At 39.7% G+C, this 20037-nt stretch carries 16 protein-coding genes, 1 rRNA gene and 1 other annotated feature; of the genes, 14 read left to right on the top strand and 3 right to left on the bottom strand.

The window, feature by feature from the left end; translation table 11 throughout:
• Positions 1-13 precede the first annotated feature (13 nt).
• The 13 genes from srlE to guaB all read left to right on the top strand — a co-directional run bounded on the left by srlE (position 14) and on the right by guaB (position 13997).
• Positions 14-1009 (top strand): PTS glucitol/sorbitol transporter subunit IIB, encoded by a 996-nt coding sequence (gene srlE, locus IGL90_RS13530; RefSeq protein ID WP_002355982.1) that lies wholly within the window; start codon positions 14-16, stop codon positions 1007-1009.
• Between the two features lie 23 nt (positions 1010-1032).
• Positions 1033-1389: a PTS glucitol/sorbitol transporter subunit IIA gene (locus tag IGL90_RS13525; protein ID WP_002355981.1), complete on the top strand. Its 357-nt coding sequence runs from the start codon at positions 1033-1035 to the stop codon at positions 1387-1389.
• 27 nt (positions 1390-1416) lie between these two features.
• A complete protein-coding gene (locus IGL90_RS13520; protein WP_002355980.1) occupies positions 1417-2094 on the top strand; it encodes a fructose-6-phosphate aldolase in 678 nt (225 codons plus the stop codon).
• A gap of 200 nt (positions 2095-2294) precedes the next feature.
• A complete protein-coding gene (locus IGL90_RS13515; protein WP_002361446.1) occupies positions 2295-4067 on the top strand; it encodes an oleate hydratase in 1773 nt (590 codons plus the stop codon).
• A 558-nt stretch (positions 4068-4625) separates the two neighbouring features.
• Complete coding sequence (locus IGL90_RS13510; protein WP_048737532.1) at positions 4626-5612, top strand: DUF3114 domain-containing protein; 987 nt, start codon at positions 4626-4628, stop codon at positions 5610-5612.
• A 247-nt stretch (positions 5613-5859) separates the two neighbouring features.
• Positions 5860-6576 (top strand): 16S rRNA (guanine(527)-N(7))-methyltransferase RsmG, encoded by a 717-nt coding sequence (gene rsmG, locus IGL90_RS13505; protein ID WP_002355977.1) that lies wholly within the window; start codon positions 5860-5862, stop codon positions 6574-6576.
• A gap of 15 nt (positions 6577-6591) precedes the next feature.
• Complete coding sequence (locus IGL90_RS13500) at positions 6592-7353, top strand: ParA family protein (RefSeq protein WP_002355976.1); 762 nt, start codon at positions 6592-6594, stop codon at positions 7351-7353.
• Complete coding sequence (locus IGL90_RS13495) at positions 7346-8236, top strand: ParB/RepB/Spo0J family partition protein (RefSeq protein ID WP_002355975.1); 891 nt, start codon at positions 7346-7348, stop codon at positions 8234-8236. Before IGL90_RS13500 ends, IGL90_RS13495 begins: the two co-directional genes overlap by 8 nt.
• A 117-nt stretch (positions 8237-8353) precedes the next feature.
• Complete coding sequence (locus tag IGL90_RS13490; protein ID WP_002355974.1) at positions 8354-8539, top strand: DUF951 domain-containing protein; 186 nt, start codon at positions 8354-8356, stop codon at positions 8537-8539.
• Positions 8540-8595: 56 nt separating this feature from the next.
• On the top strand, positions 8596-9711 hold the full coding sequence (gene ychF, locus IGL90_RS13485) for a redox-regulated ATPase YchF (protein WP_002355971.1): 1116 nt from the start codon (positions 8596-8598) through the stop codon (positions 9709-9711).
• Between the two features lie 108 nt (positions 9712-9819).
• The gene (locus tag IGL90_RS13480) at positions 9820-10509 is read left to right on the top strand and encodes a DUF1129 domain-containing protein (RefSeq protein ID WP_002363563.1); all 690 of its coding nucleotides are present in this window, start codon (positions 9820-9822) and stop codon (positions 10507-10509) included.
• 166 nt (positions 10510-10675) lie between these two features.
• Positions 10676-12358 (top strand): 6-pyruvoyl-tetrahydropterin synthase-related protein, encoded by a 1683-nt coding sequence (locus IGL90_RS13475; RefSeq protein ID WP_002368743.1) that lies wholly within the window; start codon positions 10676-10678, stop codon positions 12356-12358.
• A gap of 157 nt (positions 12359-12515) precedes the next feature.
• Positions 12516-13997, top strand: a complete 1482-nt coding sequence (gene guaB, locus IGL90_RS13470; protein ID WP_002355966.1) for an IMP dehydrogenase — start codon at positions 12516-12518, stop codon at positions 13995-13997.
• 211 nt (positions 13998-14208) lie between these two features.
• Here guaB and serS read toward each other — a convergent pair whose 3' ends face one another.
• From serS to IGL90_RS13455, 3 genes are all read right to left on the bottom strand, one after another.
• Positions 14209-15480, bottom strand: coding sequence for a serine--tRNA ligase (gene serS / locus IGL90_RS13465; RefSeq protein WP_002355965.1), 1272 nt, complete (start codon positions 15478-15480; stop codon positions 14209-14211).
• An 87-nt stretch (positions 15481-15567) separates the two neighbouring features.
• Positions 15568-15774, bottom strand: a binding site (T-box leader).
• A 40-nt stretch (positions 15775-15814) separates the two neighbouring features.
• A complete protein-coding gene (locus IGL90_RS13460; protein ID WP_002363566.1) occupies positions 15815-16996 on the bottom strand; it encodes a sensor histidine kinase in 1182 nt (393 codons plus the stop codon).
• Positions 16986-17675 carry a response regulator transcription factor gene (locus tag IGL90_RS13455; RefSeq protein ID WP_002355963.1) on the bottom strand — a complete coding sequence of 230 codons (690 nt, stop codon included), beginning with the start codon at positions 17673-17675 and terminating at the stop codon, positions 16986-16988. The genes IGL90_RS13460 and IGL90_RS13455 overlap by 11 nt, the downstream gene beginning before the upstream one ends.
• A 666-nt stretch (positions 17676-18341) precedes the next feature.
• Here IGL90_RS13455 and IGL90_RS13450 point away from each other — a divergent pair.
• Positions 18342-19902, top strand: a 16S ribosomal RNA gene (locus tag IGL90_RS13450).
• Positions 19903-20037: the final 135 nt, after the last annotated feature.

Here is a 20037-nt window from a genome sequence, read left to right as displayed (position 1 = left end):
GGAGCAAGGTGAGATGACGTACAATAGTATTAAGGTAGTTAAAGGAAATGGCGGTTATGGTGGGCCCTTAGTGATTACACCGACAGAAGAAAAACATAAATTTATTTACATTACAGGTGGCGGCGAGAAACCCGCAATTGTTGATAAAATCGTAGAATTGACAGGAATGGAAGCGGTCAATGGTTTTAAGACATCGATTCCAGATGATGAAATCGCATTAGCCATTATTGATTGTGGAGGCACTCTTCGTTGCGGAATTTATCCTAAAAAAGGAATTCCTACTATTAACGTTGTTCCAACTGGCAAAAGTGGTCCCTTAGCACAATACATTAATGAGACAATTTATGTTTCCGCTGTAGGCCCGAAACAGATTACATTGACATCAGAAGAAGCTGCTGCTGATACAGAAAAGCCCACCTCGAAAAAAACAGAATTTAAATATGATACAAGTAAAAAAATTACTGAACAAAAAGCGGAACAACAAAGTTTTGTTGCGAAAATTGGTATGGGTGCAGGAAAAGTTGTAGCGACATTCAACCAATCAGCCCGTGAAGGCGTACAAACGATGATCAACACAGTGATTCCGTTTATGGCATTTGTTTCTTTATTAATTGGTGTGATTCAAGGTTCAGGAATTGGTGAATTTTTTGCCAATATCATGGCGCCATTGGCAGGAAACATTGTGGGGTTAACAATTATTGGTTTTATTTGTTCTCTGCCGTTTCTTTCTCCTTTATTAGGTCCTGGAGCAGTAATCAGCCAAGTAATTGGTACGTTAATTGGTGTGGAAATTGGGAAAGGCAACATTCCGCCACAACTAGCCTTACCAGCATTGTTTGCTATTAATACACAAAACGCGTGCGACTTTATTCCCGTGGGCTTAGGCTTGGAAGAAGCTGAAGCTGAAACCGTTGAAGTCGGGGTCCCTTCTGTTTTATATTCTCGTTTCTTAAATGGTGCCCCTCGAGTACTAGTTGCTTGGTTAGCAAGTTTTGGATTGTATAGTTAAAAAATTTTTTTGGAGGATGGGAAATGTCAGTATTTACAACAAAGGTTCAGTCTATTGGACCAGAAGCCGAATTATTTAAAGAAGAAAAAATGGTCATCTTATTTGGAAAAGATGCACCAGATGCTTTAGCAGATTATTGTTATAACATTGAGGTTCAGCCAGTCACAGAAGCGATTACGGACAAGCAAACGCTAGTGATTGATGAACAAACTTACCAGATTACCGCTGTAGGCGAGGTAGTATTAACTAATTTAGACACATTGGGTCACATTACTATTAAATTTGATGGCGCAACAACACCTGAATTACCAGGTACATTATATGTTGAAGAAAAAGCTATTCCTGAAATAACTGTTGGTACAACAATCACTATTCTATAATTATCGTTTGAGGGAGGAACGTAAAAGATGGAATTTATGCTAGATACAATTAATCTTGAGGCTATTCGAAAGTATCAGAAAATTTTACCACTGGCAGGCGTAACGTCTAATCCCAGTATTGTTAAACAAGCAGGAAAAATTGACTTCTTTGCGCAGATGAAAGAAATCAAAAAAACGATTGGACAAGCGAGTTTGCACGTCCAAGTGGTCGGTCAAACGACAGAAGAGATGCTAGAAGATGCCCAAACCATTGTACAACAATTAGGCCAAGAAACATTCATTAAAATCCCAGTCAATGAAGCAGGCTTGGCAGCCATCAAACAACTAAAGCAGGCAAATTATCGGATAACAGCAACCGCTATTTATACAGAATTTCAAGGCTACCTAGCGATTGCGGCAGGTGCAGATTATTTAGCACCGTATTATAATAGGATGGAGAATTTAACAATTGATTCTCAAAAGGTTATTGAGCATTTAGCTGCAGAAATTAAACGGACGAACGCAAAGAGTAAGATCTTAGCTGCTAGTTTTAAAAATGTGGCACAAATTAATCAAGCCTGTCAAATGGGGGCGCAAGCGGTCACTATCGCACCAGAACTCGTGACACAAGGCTTGGCAATGCCCGCCATTCAAAAAGCAGTAACTGATTTTCAGGAAGATTGGGTTGCTGTTTTTGGAGTAGAAACGGTAAACGAATTAGCATAAAAAGAACGAGAAGAAAAAGCGGTCATTTTTCTTCTCGTTCTTTTTTTGTTTCACATGAAACATCTACGATTATTCACTTGCTTAAAAATTAGACAATTTTCTTTATTTGTCAAAGAATTTCTTAAAAAAAAGGGTTATCTTTTGGGTATTTTTTTTGGTAGCAGTATGATGAGGGTATCAAATGATAGGAGGAAACGAGAATGAGATACACAAATGGAAATTATGAAGCATTTGCTCGACCAAGAAAACCAAAAGGTGTAGATGACAAGAGTGCCTATATCGTTGGTGGTGGCCTAGCAGGTTTAGCAACGGCTGTTTTCTTAATTCGTGACGGTCAAATGAAGGGCGAAAATATTCACATTTTTGAAGAACTCACGCTGTCTGGCGGTTCTTTAGATGGTAAATTTATTCCCCATGATGGCTTTGTCACTCGCGGCGGACGCGAAATGGAAAACCATTTCGAGTGTTTGTGGGATCTATTTCGTTCGGTACCATCATTAGAAGTAGAAGATGCCTCTGTCCTAGATGAGTTTTACCGGTTAGATTTAGATGATCCGAATTCTTCAAATTGCCGCATTATTCATAACCGTGGCGAACGTGTCCCAGATGATGGACAATTTACTTTATCCAAAAAAGCACAAAAAGAAATCGTTGATTTATTTATGACTTCTGAAGATCAATTAATTGGTAAAAAAATTGAAGATGTTTTCGGCGAAGAATTTTTTGAATCCAACTTTTGGATCTATTGGTGTTCAATGTTTGCTTTTGAAAAATGGCACTCTGCCATTGAAATGCGCCGCTACATCATGCGCTTTATCCACCACATCAAAGGTTTGCCTGACTTTACAGCCTTGAAGTTTACCAAATACAATCAATACGAATCGTTAGTGAAACCATTACTAAGCTTTTTAACCAATCAAGGGGTAGACTTTCAATATGAAACAACGATCAATGATATCCAAGTCGACATCAAAGGAGCTACTAAAGTTGCTCGGCGATTATTGCTGACACAAGCGGGCAAAACCAAAGAAATTCCTTTAACTGAAAATGATTTAGTCTTCGTAACGAATGGCTCAATTACTGAAAGTTCGACGCAAGGAGATCATCATACACCAGCACCAATTACTCATGAACTAGGGGGAAGTTGGAATCTCTGGAAAAACTTAGCAAAACAATCCCCAGAATTTGGGCACCCAGAAGTTTTCTGTGAAAATTTACCAGATGAAAGTTGGTTTGTCTCAGCAACGATTACGTGGGAAAATTTCGATATTGAACCGTATCTTTCTCGGTTAACACATCGTAAATTACGCACAGGAAAAATTGTCACAGGTGGTATTATTACTATCAAAGACTCTAATTGGATGATGAGTTTCGCTATGCATAGACAACCGCATTTTAAAGAACAAAATGATCAACAATCTATAACTTGGGTATATGGATTACTTTCTAATAAACCAGGAAATTATATCAAAAAACCAATCGAACAATGTACAGGCCAAGAAATTACGCAAGAGTTACTTTATCATTTAGGGGTCCCAGAAGGGGAAATTGAACGTATTTCAGAAGAATCGGCTACCACTATTCCGGTTTATATGCCGTTTATCACTTCTTACTTTATGTTAAGAGAACCAGGCGATCGACCATTAGTTGTACCAAACGGCTCTAAAAATCTTGCTTTCATTGGGAACTTCGCAGATACTGAACGAGATACGGTGTTTACAACAGAGTATTCTGTACGGACAGCGATGGAAGCTGTTTATCAATTGCTAGAGGTTGAACGCGGAGTACCAGAAGTGTTTGCTTCTGCATACGACTTGCGCGTCTTAGCAAACTCTGTTTATTATTTATCTGACAAGAAAAAATTAACAGAAATGGATATGCCGTTCGTGGAACGCAAAATGGTTGAACACTTTGTGAAGAAATTTGAGGATACGTATATTGGTGATATTTTAAGAGAAAATCATTTAATTTAGTTGAAAGAGGTCGGGATAGAAGTGTTTAACTCCGAGAAATAAGAAGTAATTTCCGGAAATTGTTCTATAATTTTTGGAGAATTTCGGCTTATTTCCGAAGGAGTTGCTTCTGTTCCCGCCGTTTATCAGTTTTTGAGCGTGGAGCAAAAATCCAAAGTGATTTTTGTCCCATGCTCTTTTTTGTTGGATTATCAACCGTTGAATAAATATTCATTATTATGTATATTTCTTTTGTGATTTTATGTATATTAAATATATAATATATCGAATGGAGGTAGAAAGTATACAACTTCGCAAAAAAATCTTAATTTCTGAAGAGACTTTTTCAAAATTTTGTTGAAAAGAAGGCGCATTTTTACCATAGTTTCTTCACATTTAACGGCTATTATTTAAACATACCCGATAAACAAAACCCTAACAAAACACTTTTTCATTTTTTAACTCCTCCGCCCGCCCTTCCCCAAAGGGCGGGTTGTTTTTTTGCTTTAAAGCAGTTGGCATTTTGCGGGGAAAGGATTATCATTATAGAAGAAGTATATAGAAAAAGGCGGCGAGAAGATGGGACGTTGGCAAGAATTACAACAAGCAATGAGTGCTGGTGTAGAGGCGGCGATTGACGCTGGCTGGGACCGCCAAGCTGTTTATGGATTAGTGGAAAGCGCCATAAAAGACACGCGTTTCTTGCCGCTTGAGCAAGCGAAAACAGCAGTTGCGGAACTGTTTTCTGAAGTGGAAGAAGTGGGCTCTTCAGCGTATGAGCGATTATTTCGCTTTTCGGCTTATCGTCCGCAAGAAAAGCTCTCGTTACTGTTATGGCAATTAGGTGCAGTGTTGGATCAGCATGGCATGTTGCAATTAGTAGGACCTTATCGTTTCTCGAAGACGATTGCACCGCATGCGACGTTTTGGCATTTGTTGGCAAAAACAGTTCAAAAAGCCTATCCGTTAGGTCTTCTTGGGAGCTTTAATCAAGAGAAAGCGAAAAAGATACATCAATTAAGAATGTATATTGATCGTCAAAATATCACGTATATCCGCGATTTTTTTAAACAAGAAGGGGACACCGATGAACAGGCATTAAAACGCTATGTTTTTGCGGCCAAGCCGCAAGGGATGGACGGGCGGAAGCTGAAAAAAAGCTCTGCTCGTTTGCACAACAAATACCCTGAGGGGGCATCTTATTCTTTAATTAATAAGAAACGATTGACGCCTAATTTTCACAGTGAGTTTATTTTGAATGAAGAAGGGACCTTTGTAACCCAGTGGGATGTGTTAGTTGAAGACTGGCGAGGCAGATTAATTAGTAATCCAGCTTATTATCAAGCGGCCAAAAACAATGAATACCAGGAAAAAGTCTTGAATGGTGAATCGTTTAATTATGCAAATCGGAATAATCGTACCCATGAATTACTAGATAGTTCACCACCAGGGAGATTTGATCATCAATTACGAAAAACAGCCAAAAAAGGTTGGTTAAGTCCCCGTATCCAAGAATACGACTACCGCAGAGAACGACAAATAAAGTGCGATGATTATAGTAAGTAAAACAAGCCAATGTTTCACATGAAACATTGGCTTGTTTTACTCTTAGAGAAAGGCGGTTCTCGTTGCCGCCAATTGAACATTTTGGCCCGTGGCTAGAGACTTTTTACTACATAAAAAGGCGGGTTTTTCTTTTATCATTCAGGCAAAAATCTTCCGAAAAGCATTGCAAGAAATTGCTATTTGCGTTAAAGTAGGAAAAGATGATTGTGAAACATTTTTCTGTTTCACAAAAAAGGAAGGAGTCTTTATGCTACCCGAAGAATTTAGACAACTATTAGCCGCAAAAGGCATTGAATTGACAGACCAACAGATGACACAATTTGACCAATATTTCCATTTACTAGTAGAATGGAATGAAAAAATGAATTTAACAGCCATTACAGAAGAAAAAGAAGTTTATTTGAAACATTTCTATGATTCTGTTTCGTTGGCATTCTTTGAAGACTTTGCCAGTGACAAAGCCATTTGTGATGTTGGCGCAGGCGCAGGATTTCCAAGTATTCCTTTGAAAATTGTTTTTCCTTCATTAAATGTCACAATTGTTGACTCTTTAAATAAACGAATTACTTTCCTAACAGAGTTGGTGAATCAACTAGGTTTGGCTAATGTTTCTTTGTATCATGATCGTGCAGAAACATTTGGTCAAAAAGCAGAATTTCGTGGCGCGTTTGATTACGTTACAGCGCGAGCAGTTGCACGATTAAATGTTTTAAGTGAACTGTGTTTACCCTTAGTTAAAAAAGAAGGCTATTTTTTAGCCTTAAAAGCATCGAAAAGCGAAGAAGAAATTAATGAAGCAAAACCTGCAATCGCTACATTAGGCGGTCAATTTCAGAAAGAAGTTGGTTTTACTTTGCCGATTACGGCAGACGAACGCCACATTGTCGTGATTCAAAAGAAAAAAGAAACCCCTAAAAAATATCCCAGAAAACCTGGATTACCAAATAAACAACCGATTAAATAAGATGGAGGCACACACATGACACGAATTATTTCTGTAGCGAACCAAAAAGGCGGCGTTGGTAAAACAACGACCACTGTAAATTTAGGCGCATGTTTAGCAAACTTAGGCAAAAAAGTCTTACTGATCGACATTGATGCACAAGGAAATGCGACCAGTGGCATGGGTGTCCCTAAACCAGATGTCGCACACGATGTGTATGATGTCCTTGTAAATGAAGAACCAATCACTAGCGTGGTTCAACATACCAGCCGTGAAAATTTAGATATTGTCCCTGCAACTATTCAATTAGCAGGCGCTGAAATTGAATTAACTTCAATGATGGCTCGAGAATCGCGCTTGAAATTAGCAATTGATGAAGTAAGAGACATGTATGATTTCGTTTTAATTGATTGCCCGCCTTCTCTAGGGCATTTAACAATCAATGCTTTTACAGCAAGTGATTCGATTCTAATTCCTGTTCAATGTGAATATTACGCATTAGAAGGCTTGAGTCAATTGCTAAATACGATTCGCTTGGTTCAAAAACATTTTAACCCTGAATTGAAAATTGAAGGGGTCTTGTTAACCATGTACGATGCTCGGACCAATTTAGGTGCCGAAGTCGTGGAAGAAGTCCGTAAATATTTCCGTGAAAAAGTCTATGACACGATTATTCCAAGAAATGTCCGTTTATCCGAAGCACCAAGTCATGGTTTACCAATCATTGACTATGATATTCGCTCAAAAGGTGCCGAAGTGTATCAAGCACTAGCAAAGGAAGTGTTGGAGAATGAATAAAGGCAAAGGTTTAGGCAGAGGCATCGATGCCTTGTTTCAAGATATCGCAAAGCTAGAAGATGTCGACGTTAAGAACGAACAAGTGACAGAAATTCTATTAAACGAACTTCGTCCCAATCCTTACCAACCGCGGAAAACATTTGATGAAACCTCTTTACAAGAACTTGCAAACTCGATTCTACATTCCGGTGTGTTTCAACCGATTATTGTTCGTAAATCGGCAGTTAAAGGCTATGAAATTATTGCAGGTGAGCGTCGGTTCCGGGCTTCTAAATTAGCCGGCAAAGAAAAAATTCCCGCAATTATTCGCGAATTTGATGAAGAATCCATGATGCAAGTTGCTGTTTTGGAAAACTTACAAAGGGAAGATTTAAATCCGCTAGAAGAAGCAGAAGCCTATGAAATGCTAATGAAAAATTTGAAATTAACACAAGCGGAAGTCGCAGAACGTTTGGGAAAAAGTCGCCCGTATATTGCCAATTATTTACGGTTGCTAACCTTACCAGATGCGGTCAAAGCAATGGTTCAAAAACAAAGCATGTCAATGGGTCAAGCACGGACGTTATTAGGCTTGAAGAACAAAGAACAGCTATTGCCATTAGCTAATCGTTGTATTAAAGACAATTTAACGGTTCGACAATTAGAACAACTTGTCGCTGAATTAAACGAAACACAAGGCAAAAAGGGCAAAAAAGCGAAAAAAGCCATCAAGGAAAAACCCATTTATATTCGAGAAAGTGAAGACCGCTTAATGGATAAATTTGGGACAACCGTAGCGATTCAAGAAAAAGAAGGCAAAGGAAAAATTGAAATTGAGTACTTGTCCTCTTCGGATTTGGCTAGAATTTTAGATATTTTAGATATTCATTTTGACGAGGAATAAAAAGCAAAGTGAGAAAGTAAGACAGAAAGTCACAAATCCTTTTGCTAGTTTCGTTAAAAAATGGTATTGTAATCATGGTATTTTTATATAAGTAAGAGAAGAAAGAAGGCTTGGAACATGTATGATTTAGGCGATATTGTCGAAATGAAAAAGCCGCATGCTTGCCAAGCAAATCGTTGGCAAATCATTCGCATGGGCGCTGATATCAAAATCAAGTGCACGAATTGCGGGCATATTGTCATGATGCCGCGTCGTGATTTTACTAAAAAATTAAAAAAAGTAATCGAGAAAAAAGCAGACTAATGCTTTGATGCCTCTAATAGAAAAGAGAATAGACTGAGAGAAAGAGTGGAAAACAAATGGCACTAACAGCTGGAATTGTCGGCTTACCAAACGTTGGTAAATCGACCCTATTTAACGCAATTACAAAAGCAGGAGCAGAAGCTGCAAATTATCCCTTTGCAACGATTGATCCGAACGTCGGCATGGTTGAAGTACCAGATGCCCGTTTACAACGCTTGACAGAACTAGTAAAACCGAAAAAAACAGTTCCCACAACGTTTGAATTTACAGACATCGCCGGAATTGTTAAAGGTGCCAGCAAAGGAGAAGGGCTGGGAAATCAGTTTTTAAGTCACATTCGTCAAGTAGATGCAATCTGTCACGTGGTTCGTTGTTTTGATGACGAAAATATCATGCGTGAACAAAATCGGGATGCGGATTTCGTTGATCCTTTAGCAGACATTGATACAATTAATTTAGAGCTAATTTTAGCAGATTTAGATTCAATCAATAAACGCTATACTCGCGTGGCAAAAATGGCGAAAGCAAAAGATAAAGAAGCGGTGGAAGAATTAGCTGTTTTAGACAAAATTAAACCAGTTTTAGAAGAAGGTTTATCTGCTCGTACGATTGAATTTACGCCAGAAGAAGAGAAAATTGTTAAATCTCTTTTCTTATTAACCACAAAGCCGGTCCTTTATGTAGCAAATGTTTCAGAAGATGAAGTGGCGGATCCAGACAACAACGAGTATGTACAACAAGTTCGTAATTTTGCAACCAGTGAAAATGCGGAAGTAATCGTAGTTAGTGCGCGAGCAGAAGAAGAAATTGCTGAATTGGATTCTGAAGAAGACAAGGCTGAATTTTTAGAAGCAATGGGCATTGAACAATCTGGCTTAGATCAATTGATTCGTGCGGCGTACGATTTGTTAGGCTTAGCTACCTACTTTACAGCTGGTGAACAAGAAGTTCGTGCATGGACGTTCCGTAAGGGAATCAAGGCACCTCAAGCAGCTGGGATTATCCACAGTGACTTTGAACGAGGCTTCATTCGTGCGGAAACAGTTTCTTATGAAGACCTAGATAAATATGGCAATATGCAAGCTGCCAAAGAAGCGGGCCGTGTTCGTTTAGAAGGAAAAGACTACGTCGTTCAAGATGGCGATGTTATGTTGTTCCGTTTTAACGTTTAAAAAAATGTGCCCAACAAGCAATTTGTTTTGGGATAAGCCCACATATTTAAGGCCATTCAGCCGTTTAGAAAGAGGTTCCCTCTACATGAGGGTGAGGAGGATACAACTATGGAAGCAGAAGCATTACGAGCAATCGTGGCTGAGAATCGTCAATTAGAACAGAATTTGACTAAAAGAAATGAACAATACATTTTTGACTTAAAAAAATCATTAAAAGCGGCTAATTTATCTGAAGAAGAGCTAGCATTGGCTCTACACGGTATTTTACCAGAATTAGTAGCCGGTCAAAAAACAGGTAAAACAGCCCGTCAGTTATTTGGCACTGTTTCAGAACGGACGGAAGCAATTTTAAATAAACCAGCAGAAGTCAAAGAACCAGCGGGCTGGATGATTTGGCTCGACAATACCTTACTATTACTTGGTTTATTAACAATCATGTTAGCGGCGATGTCTCTATTTTCAAAAGGAACCGCACAACCTCTCGGATTAACCACATATATCTTAGGTGCGATGGCTGGGGGTTATGTTTTCTATCTAATGCACAAATATGTTTATCGTTTTGATCGTCAAGGTGGCGACAAAAGCAAACGTCCTGGTTGGTTAAAAACGACCGCCATTCTATTTGGTGGGATGTTCTTGTGGATTGCAGTTTTCGCTGGTTCAGCGATGCTGCCACCAGTGATCAATCCCATTTTAGATCCGATGATTGCTTTAGTAATCGGTGCGTTAGCCTTTGTAGCACGCTATTTCTTCAAGAAAAAATACAATATTCAAGGTAGTTTCATGACACGTCAATAAACGGCGCGCGCTCAATTGTGAATGCGCTCGGCTGACGCAGAAACTGCAACAAGCAAAGTCGCTCTCTCAATAGAGCGTTTTAACAGTTAAAGCCTGGGGGATTAGTCGAAAAAGCTAGTGTCCCAGGCTTCTGTTTTCAGAAGTTTGCTAAAGAAAGGAGCCTCTTATGGGACAACAAGTGAAGTCTTGGTGCCGTCAACACGAGCGGCTACTCATTTTTATTAGTTTTCTCTTATTAAGTGGACTTTCTCTTTATTTTGTCTATTTTCAAGAGAATTTTTTACGAGCAAGTGATTTCCGCTTTCATCAAAATCGGGTGGAAGGCCTCGCATTAGCAATTAAAAACAACGACTGGTTTCCTAAAATCAATTATTTTTTCTTGGGAGGCTATGGCTATGCCTCTAGTTTGTTTTATCCAGATGCGTATCTTTATTTGCCTGCGCTTTTGCGTGTTCTGGGGCTTTCCTTTGTCGCTAGTATGGCGGTTTTTGTGTTTGCGGTAAACTTGGCAACATTTAGTCTTACTTATTATGCAGGCCGATTAATGGCGCTCTCTAAAAAAAGAAGCTATCTCTTTGCCATTTTGTATGGCTTATCTATTTACCGCATGCAAGACTTGTTTAATCGCCAAGCGTTAGGAGAATTTTTGGCGCTAAGTTTTTTTCCGTTGGTCTTAGCGAGCCTGTTTTTATTACGAAAGGGAACCACGAAATGTTGGCCGTTGTTAACGCTGGCGATGACTGGGATTGGGTTGGCTCACTTTATTTCTATTGAAATGGTTTCTATTTGGATTGGGTTATACATTCTGTTTTATTGGCAGCAGTTTTTTAAAAAGGAGGTCCTGTGGGCATTAACGAAGGCTGCAGGTCTGACGCTGCTTTGGCTGGCCTTTTATCTTTTACCAGTTGCTGAACAAATGAAAAATCAAGTGTTTAAAGTTACATCCAATCCACTCACTTATATTTCCGAAAGAAGTTATCCCATTGATTCTCTTTTCATTAATAGTTTAAAGAGCAGTGTTTTTCACGCGAAAACAGCGAATCTAGGAACCCTTTTGTTTGTGGGACTTGTTGTAGCAGTGGTTTCGCTTGCCAGCAAAAAAATTCAGAACAAACGGTTTATTGGTTTGACGCTGGTACTCTTATTGATGGTTACCACGCTTTTTCCTTGGCACTGGCTGAACCACACGCCTTTAAATACGATTCAGTTTCCTTGGCGGTTTTTAGGGATTCTTTCCGTAATGCTCGCTTTTTTCATTGCACAAGACGAATGGGGCGTTTTCCGTAAATCTTGGACCGTGGCTTTGTTGGTTTTCCTTGCCATCAGCAATTTAGGCATTTATCAATATCAAAGTATTCAGTCACAACAAGGTCGCCTGTTAACAAAAGCTGAGTATGAGCAACCAACACCTTTTTATATCGGTGCGGGCCATGAATATTTGCCAGATGAAATCAATTATCAGGAATTATTGAAACAGAAAAAACGACAACTTGATTATTCGGCAGAACAAGTAACCATTACAAATGTTAGAATGCCTTATGGGAAAATTTCATTTGATTACCAAGTGGTGAAGCAATCAGCGAAGGTGACCGTTCCTTTTATTTATTACTTAGGCTATCAAGCCACGATTCAAATGAAAAACCAAACGGGCGCTAAAAAAATGAACCTAACCAATCAAGGAGGCTTAGCCGCTCTTTCTTTATCTGGTACAGGACATGTCGACATCCGTTACCAAAGAACAAAAGTGCAAAAAATAGGGACAATGATTACCTTGCTTTCTGTCGGCGGTTTTGGATTTAGCCGATTTTTACAACAAAAAAAGAAACACAAGATAAAAGAACAACGATGAAAGTAGGACCTTAATTAGGAAGAGTTGAATAGAGGACAAACCGATTTTGGTGTTTTGTCCTTTATTCCTCATTGATTATTTAAACAAATCTAGTTGACTTCCTTAGTATTATCTGTTATTTTCATATATAAAATTAAGTCGAGGAGTGGACAAAAAAATGTCAAATTGGGAAACAAAATTTGCGAAAAAAGGTCTTACATTTGATGATGTGCTATTAATCCCTGCAGAAAGCCATGTCTTACCAAATGATGTAGACATGAGTGTACAATTAGCTAAAAATATCAAGTTAAATATTCCATTGATGAGTGCCAGTATGGATACTGTTACAGATAGTAATATGGCAATTGCGATGGCTCGTCAAGGTGGACTAGGTGTCGTACATAAAAATATGACTGTCGCCCAACAAGCAGACGAAGTACGTAAAGTCAAACGTTCTGAAAGCGGCGTTATCATTGATCCATTCTTTCTAACACCAACAAACTTAGTAGCGGATGCAGAAGAATTAATGAGTCGTTACCGTATTAGCGGTGTGCCAATTGTAGAAACAATGGAAAACCGTAAATTAGTCGGAATTATTACAAACCGTGATATGCGTTTTGTAACCGACTACCAAATCAAAATTGAAGAAGTCATGACAAAAGATCATTTAGTCACTGCGCCAGTTGGCACATCTTTAAAAGATGCAGAAAAAATCTTACAAAAACATAAAATCGAAAAATTACCAATCGTTGATGAAGCAGGTCGCTTAAGTGGCTTAATTACAATTAAAGACATTGAAAAAGTGATTGAATTCCCAAATGCTGCCAAAGACGAACACGGTCGTTTACTTGTGGCGGCAGCAGTCGGTGTCACTAGTGATACGTTCGAACGTGCGGAAGCATTATTAGAAGCAGGTGCCGATGCGATTGTTATCGATACTGCACATGGCCATAGTGCCGGCGTTATTCGCAAAATTAAAGAAATTCGTGAAACGTTCCCTGAAGCAACATTAATTGCTGGTAATGTTGCCACTGCTGAAGCAACCAAAGCATTGTATGATGTCGGCGTGGACGTTGTCAAAGTTGGTATTGGACCTGGTTCAATTTGTACAACACGTGTCGTTGCCGGTGTTGGTGTTCCTCAATTAACAGCGATTTATGATGCTGCTTCTGTAGCTAGAGAATATGGTAAAGCAATTATCGCTGATGGCGGTATTAAATATTCTGGTGATATCGTGAAAGCCTTAGCTGCTGGTGGCCATGCTGTAATGCTAGGAAGTATGTTAGCAGGTACAGATGAATCTCCAGGCGAATTTGAAATTTATCAAGGCCGTCGTTTCAAAACTTACCGTGGCATGGGCTCATTGGGTGCAATGGAAAAAGGATCAAGTGATCGTTACTTCCAAGGAAGTGTCAATGAAGCAAACAAATTAGTGCCAGAAGGAATCGAAGGACGTGTCGCCTACAAAGGAAGCGTTTCTGATATTGTCTTCCAATTAATCGGTGGCTTGAAATCAGGGATGGGTTACGTCGGTGCAGCAGACCTGAAAGCGTTGCGTGAAGAAGCACAATTTGTTCAAATGAGTGGTAACGGATTGAAAGAATCACATCCACATGACGTTCAAATCACAAAAGAAGCACCAAACTATTCTGTTCAATAAAATAAAAGCTGATTTTTTTGAAATTTAAAAGAGGCAGACGTCATTTCGACGTCTGCCTCTTTTTCTGTAGAATGAAGGATTTGCTTCTGTTTCCGCCGTTTATCAATTTTTAAGCCTGTAACAAAAATCCAAAGTGATTTTTGTTACAGGCTCCTTTTCCTATAGAATAAAAGCCGTTATCTGATATCAGACAACGACCTTCATCTTCCCTTTATTTAATAACTGTTAGGTTACCCATGTAAGGAACTAGGACTTCTGGTACAGTCACAGAGCCATCTTCGTTTTGGTAGTTTTCTAAAATAGCAGCGACTGTCCGTCCCACGGCTAAACCAGAACCATTGAGTGTATGCGCATATTGGACTTTATCATTTTCATCACGGTAACGAATCATCGCACGGCGCGCTTGGAAATCTTCACAGTTTGAGCATGAACTGATTTCACGGTATGTCTCTTGAGCGGGAATCCAAACTTCCAAGTCATAAGTTTTCGCAGCTGAGAAGCCCATGTCACCTGTTGAAAGAGCCATGACACGGTAAGGTAATCCCAGTTTTTGCAGAATTTCTTCGGCATTATTCGTCATTTTTTCTAATTCCTCATAAGAATGCTCTGCATCACTAAATTTAACCATTTCGACTTTATTAAATTGGTGTAAACGAATTAACCCACGTGTGTCACGACCAGCGCTACCAGCTTCAGAACGGAAAGAAGGGCTCAAGGCCGTAAAGTAAATCGGTAAATCCTTGCCATCTAAAATTTCATTGTTGTAGTAATTAGTTAACGGGACTTCTGCCGTTGGGATTAACGTTAAATCCGTATCTTGTAATTGGAAGACATCTTCTTTAAATTTAGGAAATTGGCCAGTTCCGAACATGGCGGTGTCATTAACGATATAAGGCGTAATCATTTCTGTATAGCCATGTTCATAAACATGTAAATCTAACATGAAGTTGTATAACGCACGTTCTAAGCGAGCACCTAAGCCTTTGTAATAAACAAAACGGCTACCAGCTACTTTGGCACCACGTTCAAAATCTAGAATGCCTAAGTTTTCAGCGACTTCCCAGTGTGGTTTTGGTTCAAAAGCAAAAGTTCTTGGTTCACTCCAACGACGTACTTCTACATTTTCTTCTTCACCAGCACCAACAGGCACAGAATCATCTGGCAAGTTCGGTAAAGTAGTTGTGATCCCACGTAGCTCTTCGTCAATAGCATTAATTTCTGCATCTAACGCTTTAATATTACCGCCGACTTCTTTCATTTCCGCGATTTTGGCCGTTGCATCTTCTTTGTTTCGTTTTAATTGAGCAATTTCAGCAGACACATCATTCCGGTATTTTTTCATTTCTTCGACTTTGACTAATAAATCACGGCGACTTTCATCTAAACGCAGAAATTCCACTAAGATTTCTTCTTTCACACCACGGGTTTGTAGCTTTGCTTTTACTTCGTCAAAATTTTGACGCATCATTTTTACATCTAACATATTTTTTCCTCCTTAAAATTAGTACATAATCAATAATAACTGTTGTAGAAAACAACAAAAAAGCCATCTCACCCCAAAAATAAATATTCTTGGGACGAAATGACTGGAAATCTCGCGGTACCACCCAAGTTCAGTAATGTTACTGCCCTTGATTTGCAGATAACGGCTGCAGACCGTTCCAACTTATTTCGCTGGACACCTGGAAGAGACGGACTTCTTTATGGATGAATGTTTGCTCGCACCCCCGCAAACTCTCTGGAATTCAGTGCCATAAATACTTTTTCTCTTAGTTTTCTCTTTTCTATAGAATACCGAAAAAGTTCAGGGATGTCAATTAACTCTCTGATTTCTTGTTGGTACGCTGTAAGGGTAGATGAATAATAAAGGAAGTCCACTTTTGATCAGACTTCGCATAAATATATCCACCATGTAAAGCAACAATACTTTGTGCAATAGCCAGACCTAAACCAGTACCACCCGTTTCTTGTGATCGGGATTCTTCGACACGATAGAAGCGGTCAAATAACTGATCTAAAGAATGTTTAGGGATAGCTGGTCCATCATTGCGAACAGCGATAATTGCTTCGGTGCCGACTTTGTCTACTTCCATTACAATATGATGGCCGCCTTTGCCATATTTCAAAGCGTTTGAAAGAAGGTTGTTAAAGACTCGGACTAGTTTTTCCGTATCGCCTTCCATCATTAAAGAAGCTGGATTGGCTTTTACTTGGATTTGCATATTAATCTTTTTCGCTTCCAATTCAAAATCGGCAGCAAGCTGTTCAATTAATTGTGCCATATCAAAAGTCGTCGTATGAATCGGTACACTTGGTTGACGGACTTTTGTATATTCAAAAAGATCATCAACTAATAATTTCATTTGTTTCGCTTTGACGTAAGCGGTATGCGTATATTTCAGTAAATCTTCTTGGCTATGAAATTGACGATCTTCAATCAATCCCAGATAACCAATAATAGAAGTTAACGGTGTCCGAATATCATGACTGACATTCGTAATTAATTCATCTTTTGATTTTTCAATTCGCCGTTCATCTTCAATGGCTGCGACAGTACTATCCACTAGACCGTTAATACTCGTCACGACTTTTGCTAAATCACCACTTAATTCAAACGGAATGCGGTGATTGTAATTACCATCAGCGATGTAATGTAACTCACTGATAATATGACGCAATTGCATTTGGTGGTAGCGACGAATTAAGCGCCAATAGAGAACAGCTGCATCTACTAAAAAGAAAATGGGTAAGACAAATTTATTCCAGCTCCAAAACAAATCAGTATTTAATTCTTTAGCGACCGCATCCTTAGTGGCCCAGATGACACCAGCTAAGGGCGAGTTTTCACTAAGTAGTTGTCCTAAAAGGAACATAATTGAGACATTTAATAGTAGTAATAAAACAATTGTCACAATTGCTTCTGCTAATAACTCGCTGATTTCTTTAGAAGTTAAGGTAATTCGTTTTTGTTTTTCAATCTTTTTAGGTTTAACGAGCATCGATCTTATATCCAACTCCCCACACTGTTTGAATGACTTTTTCTCCACCAGTTGCTTCTTCAATCTTATCTCTTAAATGACTGACGTGAACCATCACGGTTTTAGCAGAAACAATACTTTCTTGTTGCCACACACGCTCAAAAATTTCATCCGCACTAAACACACGATTTGGATGACTAGCTAATAGATAGAGGATACCAAACTCAAGAGCGGTTAATTGAATTTCTTTTCCTTCTATTGTTTTGACTTCGTGAGAGTCCTTATTAATCATTAATGGGCCGACTTCTAATTCATCGGGTTCTTCTTTGGTTAATTGCATTTGGCTTCTACGTAAAATAGACTTTACCCGAGCCATTACTTCTAAAGGATTAAAAGGCTTGGTGACATAATCGTCTGCACCAGCAACTAAGCCTTTGATTTTATCCATATCGGTTGTTTTTGCTGTTAACATAATAATTGGAATTTGCGATTCTTTTCGAAGTTCTTTCACTACTTCCATTCCATCCATGATTGGCATCATAATGTCCAAGATTAATAAATCGATATCTGGTGTTGTGTGCAATTTGGATAACGCTTCTTTTCCATCATAAGCTTTCACGACTTCGTATCCTTCATTATGAATATAAATACTCAATAGTTCTACAATTTCTTTATCATCATCTGCAACTAAAATTTTCATAAGCGTTCATTTCCTCCATATATAAAAAAATCTCTTTTCCATATTTTAACAAATAATTGCTAAAAAGGACAAAATCCTTGATATATTACGATAAATTTAGAAGATTTTGCTAAAAGTTAATAAACTATAGCCAAAAAAGGATGAAAGGGGGTAAAAAGCGAACGAAAACACCTATACCAATCATAATAATCGGTATTGAAAAAAAGTTTAAAAAAAGTGAAAATAATGATTGACCAATGCTTGAAATCTTGGTATATTATTACATGTCGCAAGGCGAGTCACACAGCTGAGCGATTCAGAAATCAATAATTAAATAACAATTCTTGATTTCAAATCTCTCGAAAAAAGTTTGAAAAAACAACAAAAAAGTTGTTGACAAATAACAAACGAGATGATAAGATATAGAAGTTGTCACAATAGACAACAACAACCAAGCAAAACAACTTAAAAAACTTTTTCAAAAAAGTTCTTGACATTCAAACGAAAGTTTGTTATGATATAAAAGTTGCTGCGAGGTAACGTAGACCTTTGAAAACTGAACAAAGAATAGACGAACCAAATGTGTAGGGCGTCTTGATTCAATTCAAGACAACAAACATTTTTAACAAGCAAGCAATATGCTAGCAAACAAATTGAGCTTAACAATCGCAAGATTGTTCTAACTTTTATTATGAGAGTTTGATCCTGGCTCAGGACGAACGCTGGCGGCGTGCCTAATACATGCAAGTCGAACGCTTCTTTCCTCCCGAGTGCTTGCACTCAATTGGAAAGAGGAGTGGCGGACGGGTGAGTAACACGTGGGTAACCTACCCATCAGAGGGGGATAACACTTGGAAACAGGTGCTAATACCGCATAACAGTTTATGCCGCATGGCATAAGAGTGAAAGGCGCTTTCGGGTGTCGCTGATGGATGGACCCGCGGTGCATTAGCTAGTTGGTGAGGTAACGGCTCACCAAGGCCACGATGCATAGCCGACCTGAGAGGGTGATCGGCCACACTGGGACTGAGACACGGCCCAGACTCCTACGGGAGGCAGCAGTAGGGAATCTTCGGCAATGGACGAAAGTCTGACCGAGCAACGCCGCGTGAGTGAAGAAGGTTTTCGGATCGTAAAACTCTGTTGTTAGAGAAGAACAAGGACGTTAGTAACTGAACGTCCCCTGACGGTATCTAACCAGAAAGCCACGGCTAACTACGTGCCAGCAGCCGCGGTAATACGTAGGTGGCAAGCGTTGTCCGGATTTATTGGGCGTAAAGCGAGCGCAGGCGGTTTCTTAAGTCTGATGTGAAAGCCCCCGGCTCAACCGGGGAGGGTCATTGGAAACTGGGAGACTTGAGTGCAGAAGAGGAGAGTGGAATTCCATGTGTAGCGGTGAAATGCGTAGATATATGGAGGAACACCAGTGGCGAAGGCGGCTCTCTGGTCTGTAACTGACGCTGAGGCTCGAAAGCGTGGGGAGCAAACAGGATTAGATACCCTGGTAGTCCACGCCGTAAACGATGAGTGCTAAGTGTTGGAGGGTTTCCGCCCTTCAGTGCTGCAGCAAACGCATTAAGCACTCCGCCTGGGGAGTACGACCGCAAGGTTGAAACTCAAAGGAATTGACGGGGGCCCGCACAAGCGGTGGAGCATGTGGTTTAATTCGAAGCAACGCGAAGAACCTTACCAGGTCTTGACATCCTTTGACCACTCTAGAGATAGAGCTTTCCCTTCGGGGACAAAGTGACAGGTGGTGCATGGTTGTCGTCAGCTCGTGTCGTGAGATGTTGGGTTAAGTCCCGCAACGAGCGCAACCCTTATTGTTAGTTGCCATCATTTAGTTGGGCACTCTAGCGAGACTGCCGGTGACAAACCGGAGGAAGGTGGGGATGACGTCAAATCATCATGCCCCTTATGACCTGGGCTACACACGTGCTACAATGGGAAGTACAACGAGTCGCTAGACCGCGAGGTCATGCAAATCTCTTAAAGCTTCTCTCAGTTCGGATTGCAGGCTGCAACTCGCCTGCATGAAGCCGGAATCGCTAGTAATCGCGGATCAGCACGCCGCGGTGAATACGTTCCCGGGCCTTGTACACACCGCCCGTCACACCACGAGAGTTTGTAACACCCGAAGTCGGTGAGGTAACCTTTTTGGAGCCAGCCGCCTAAGGTGGGATAGATGATTGGGGTGAAGTCGTAACAAGGTAGCCGTATCGGAAGGTGCGGCTGGATCACCTCCTTTCTAAGGAATATTACGGAAATACACATTTCGTCTTTACTTTGTTCAGTTTTGAGAGGTCTACTCTCAAAACATTCGTTCATTGAAAACTGGATATTGAAGTAAAAAGAATCAAAACAAACCGAGAACACCGCGTTG

Origin of the sequence: Enterococcus sp. DIV1307a, assembly GCF_050537425.1 — a bacterium.
Lineage (GTDB): Bacteria > Bacillota > Bacilli > Lactobacillales > Enterococcaceae > Enterococcus > Enterococcus faecalis.
This window is presented reverse-complemented; position numbering and strand designations above follow the sequence as displayed.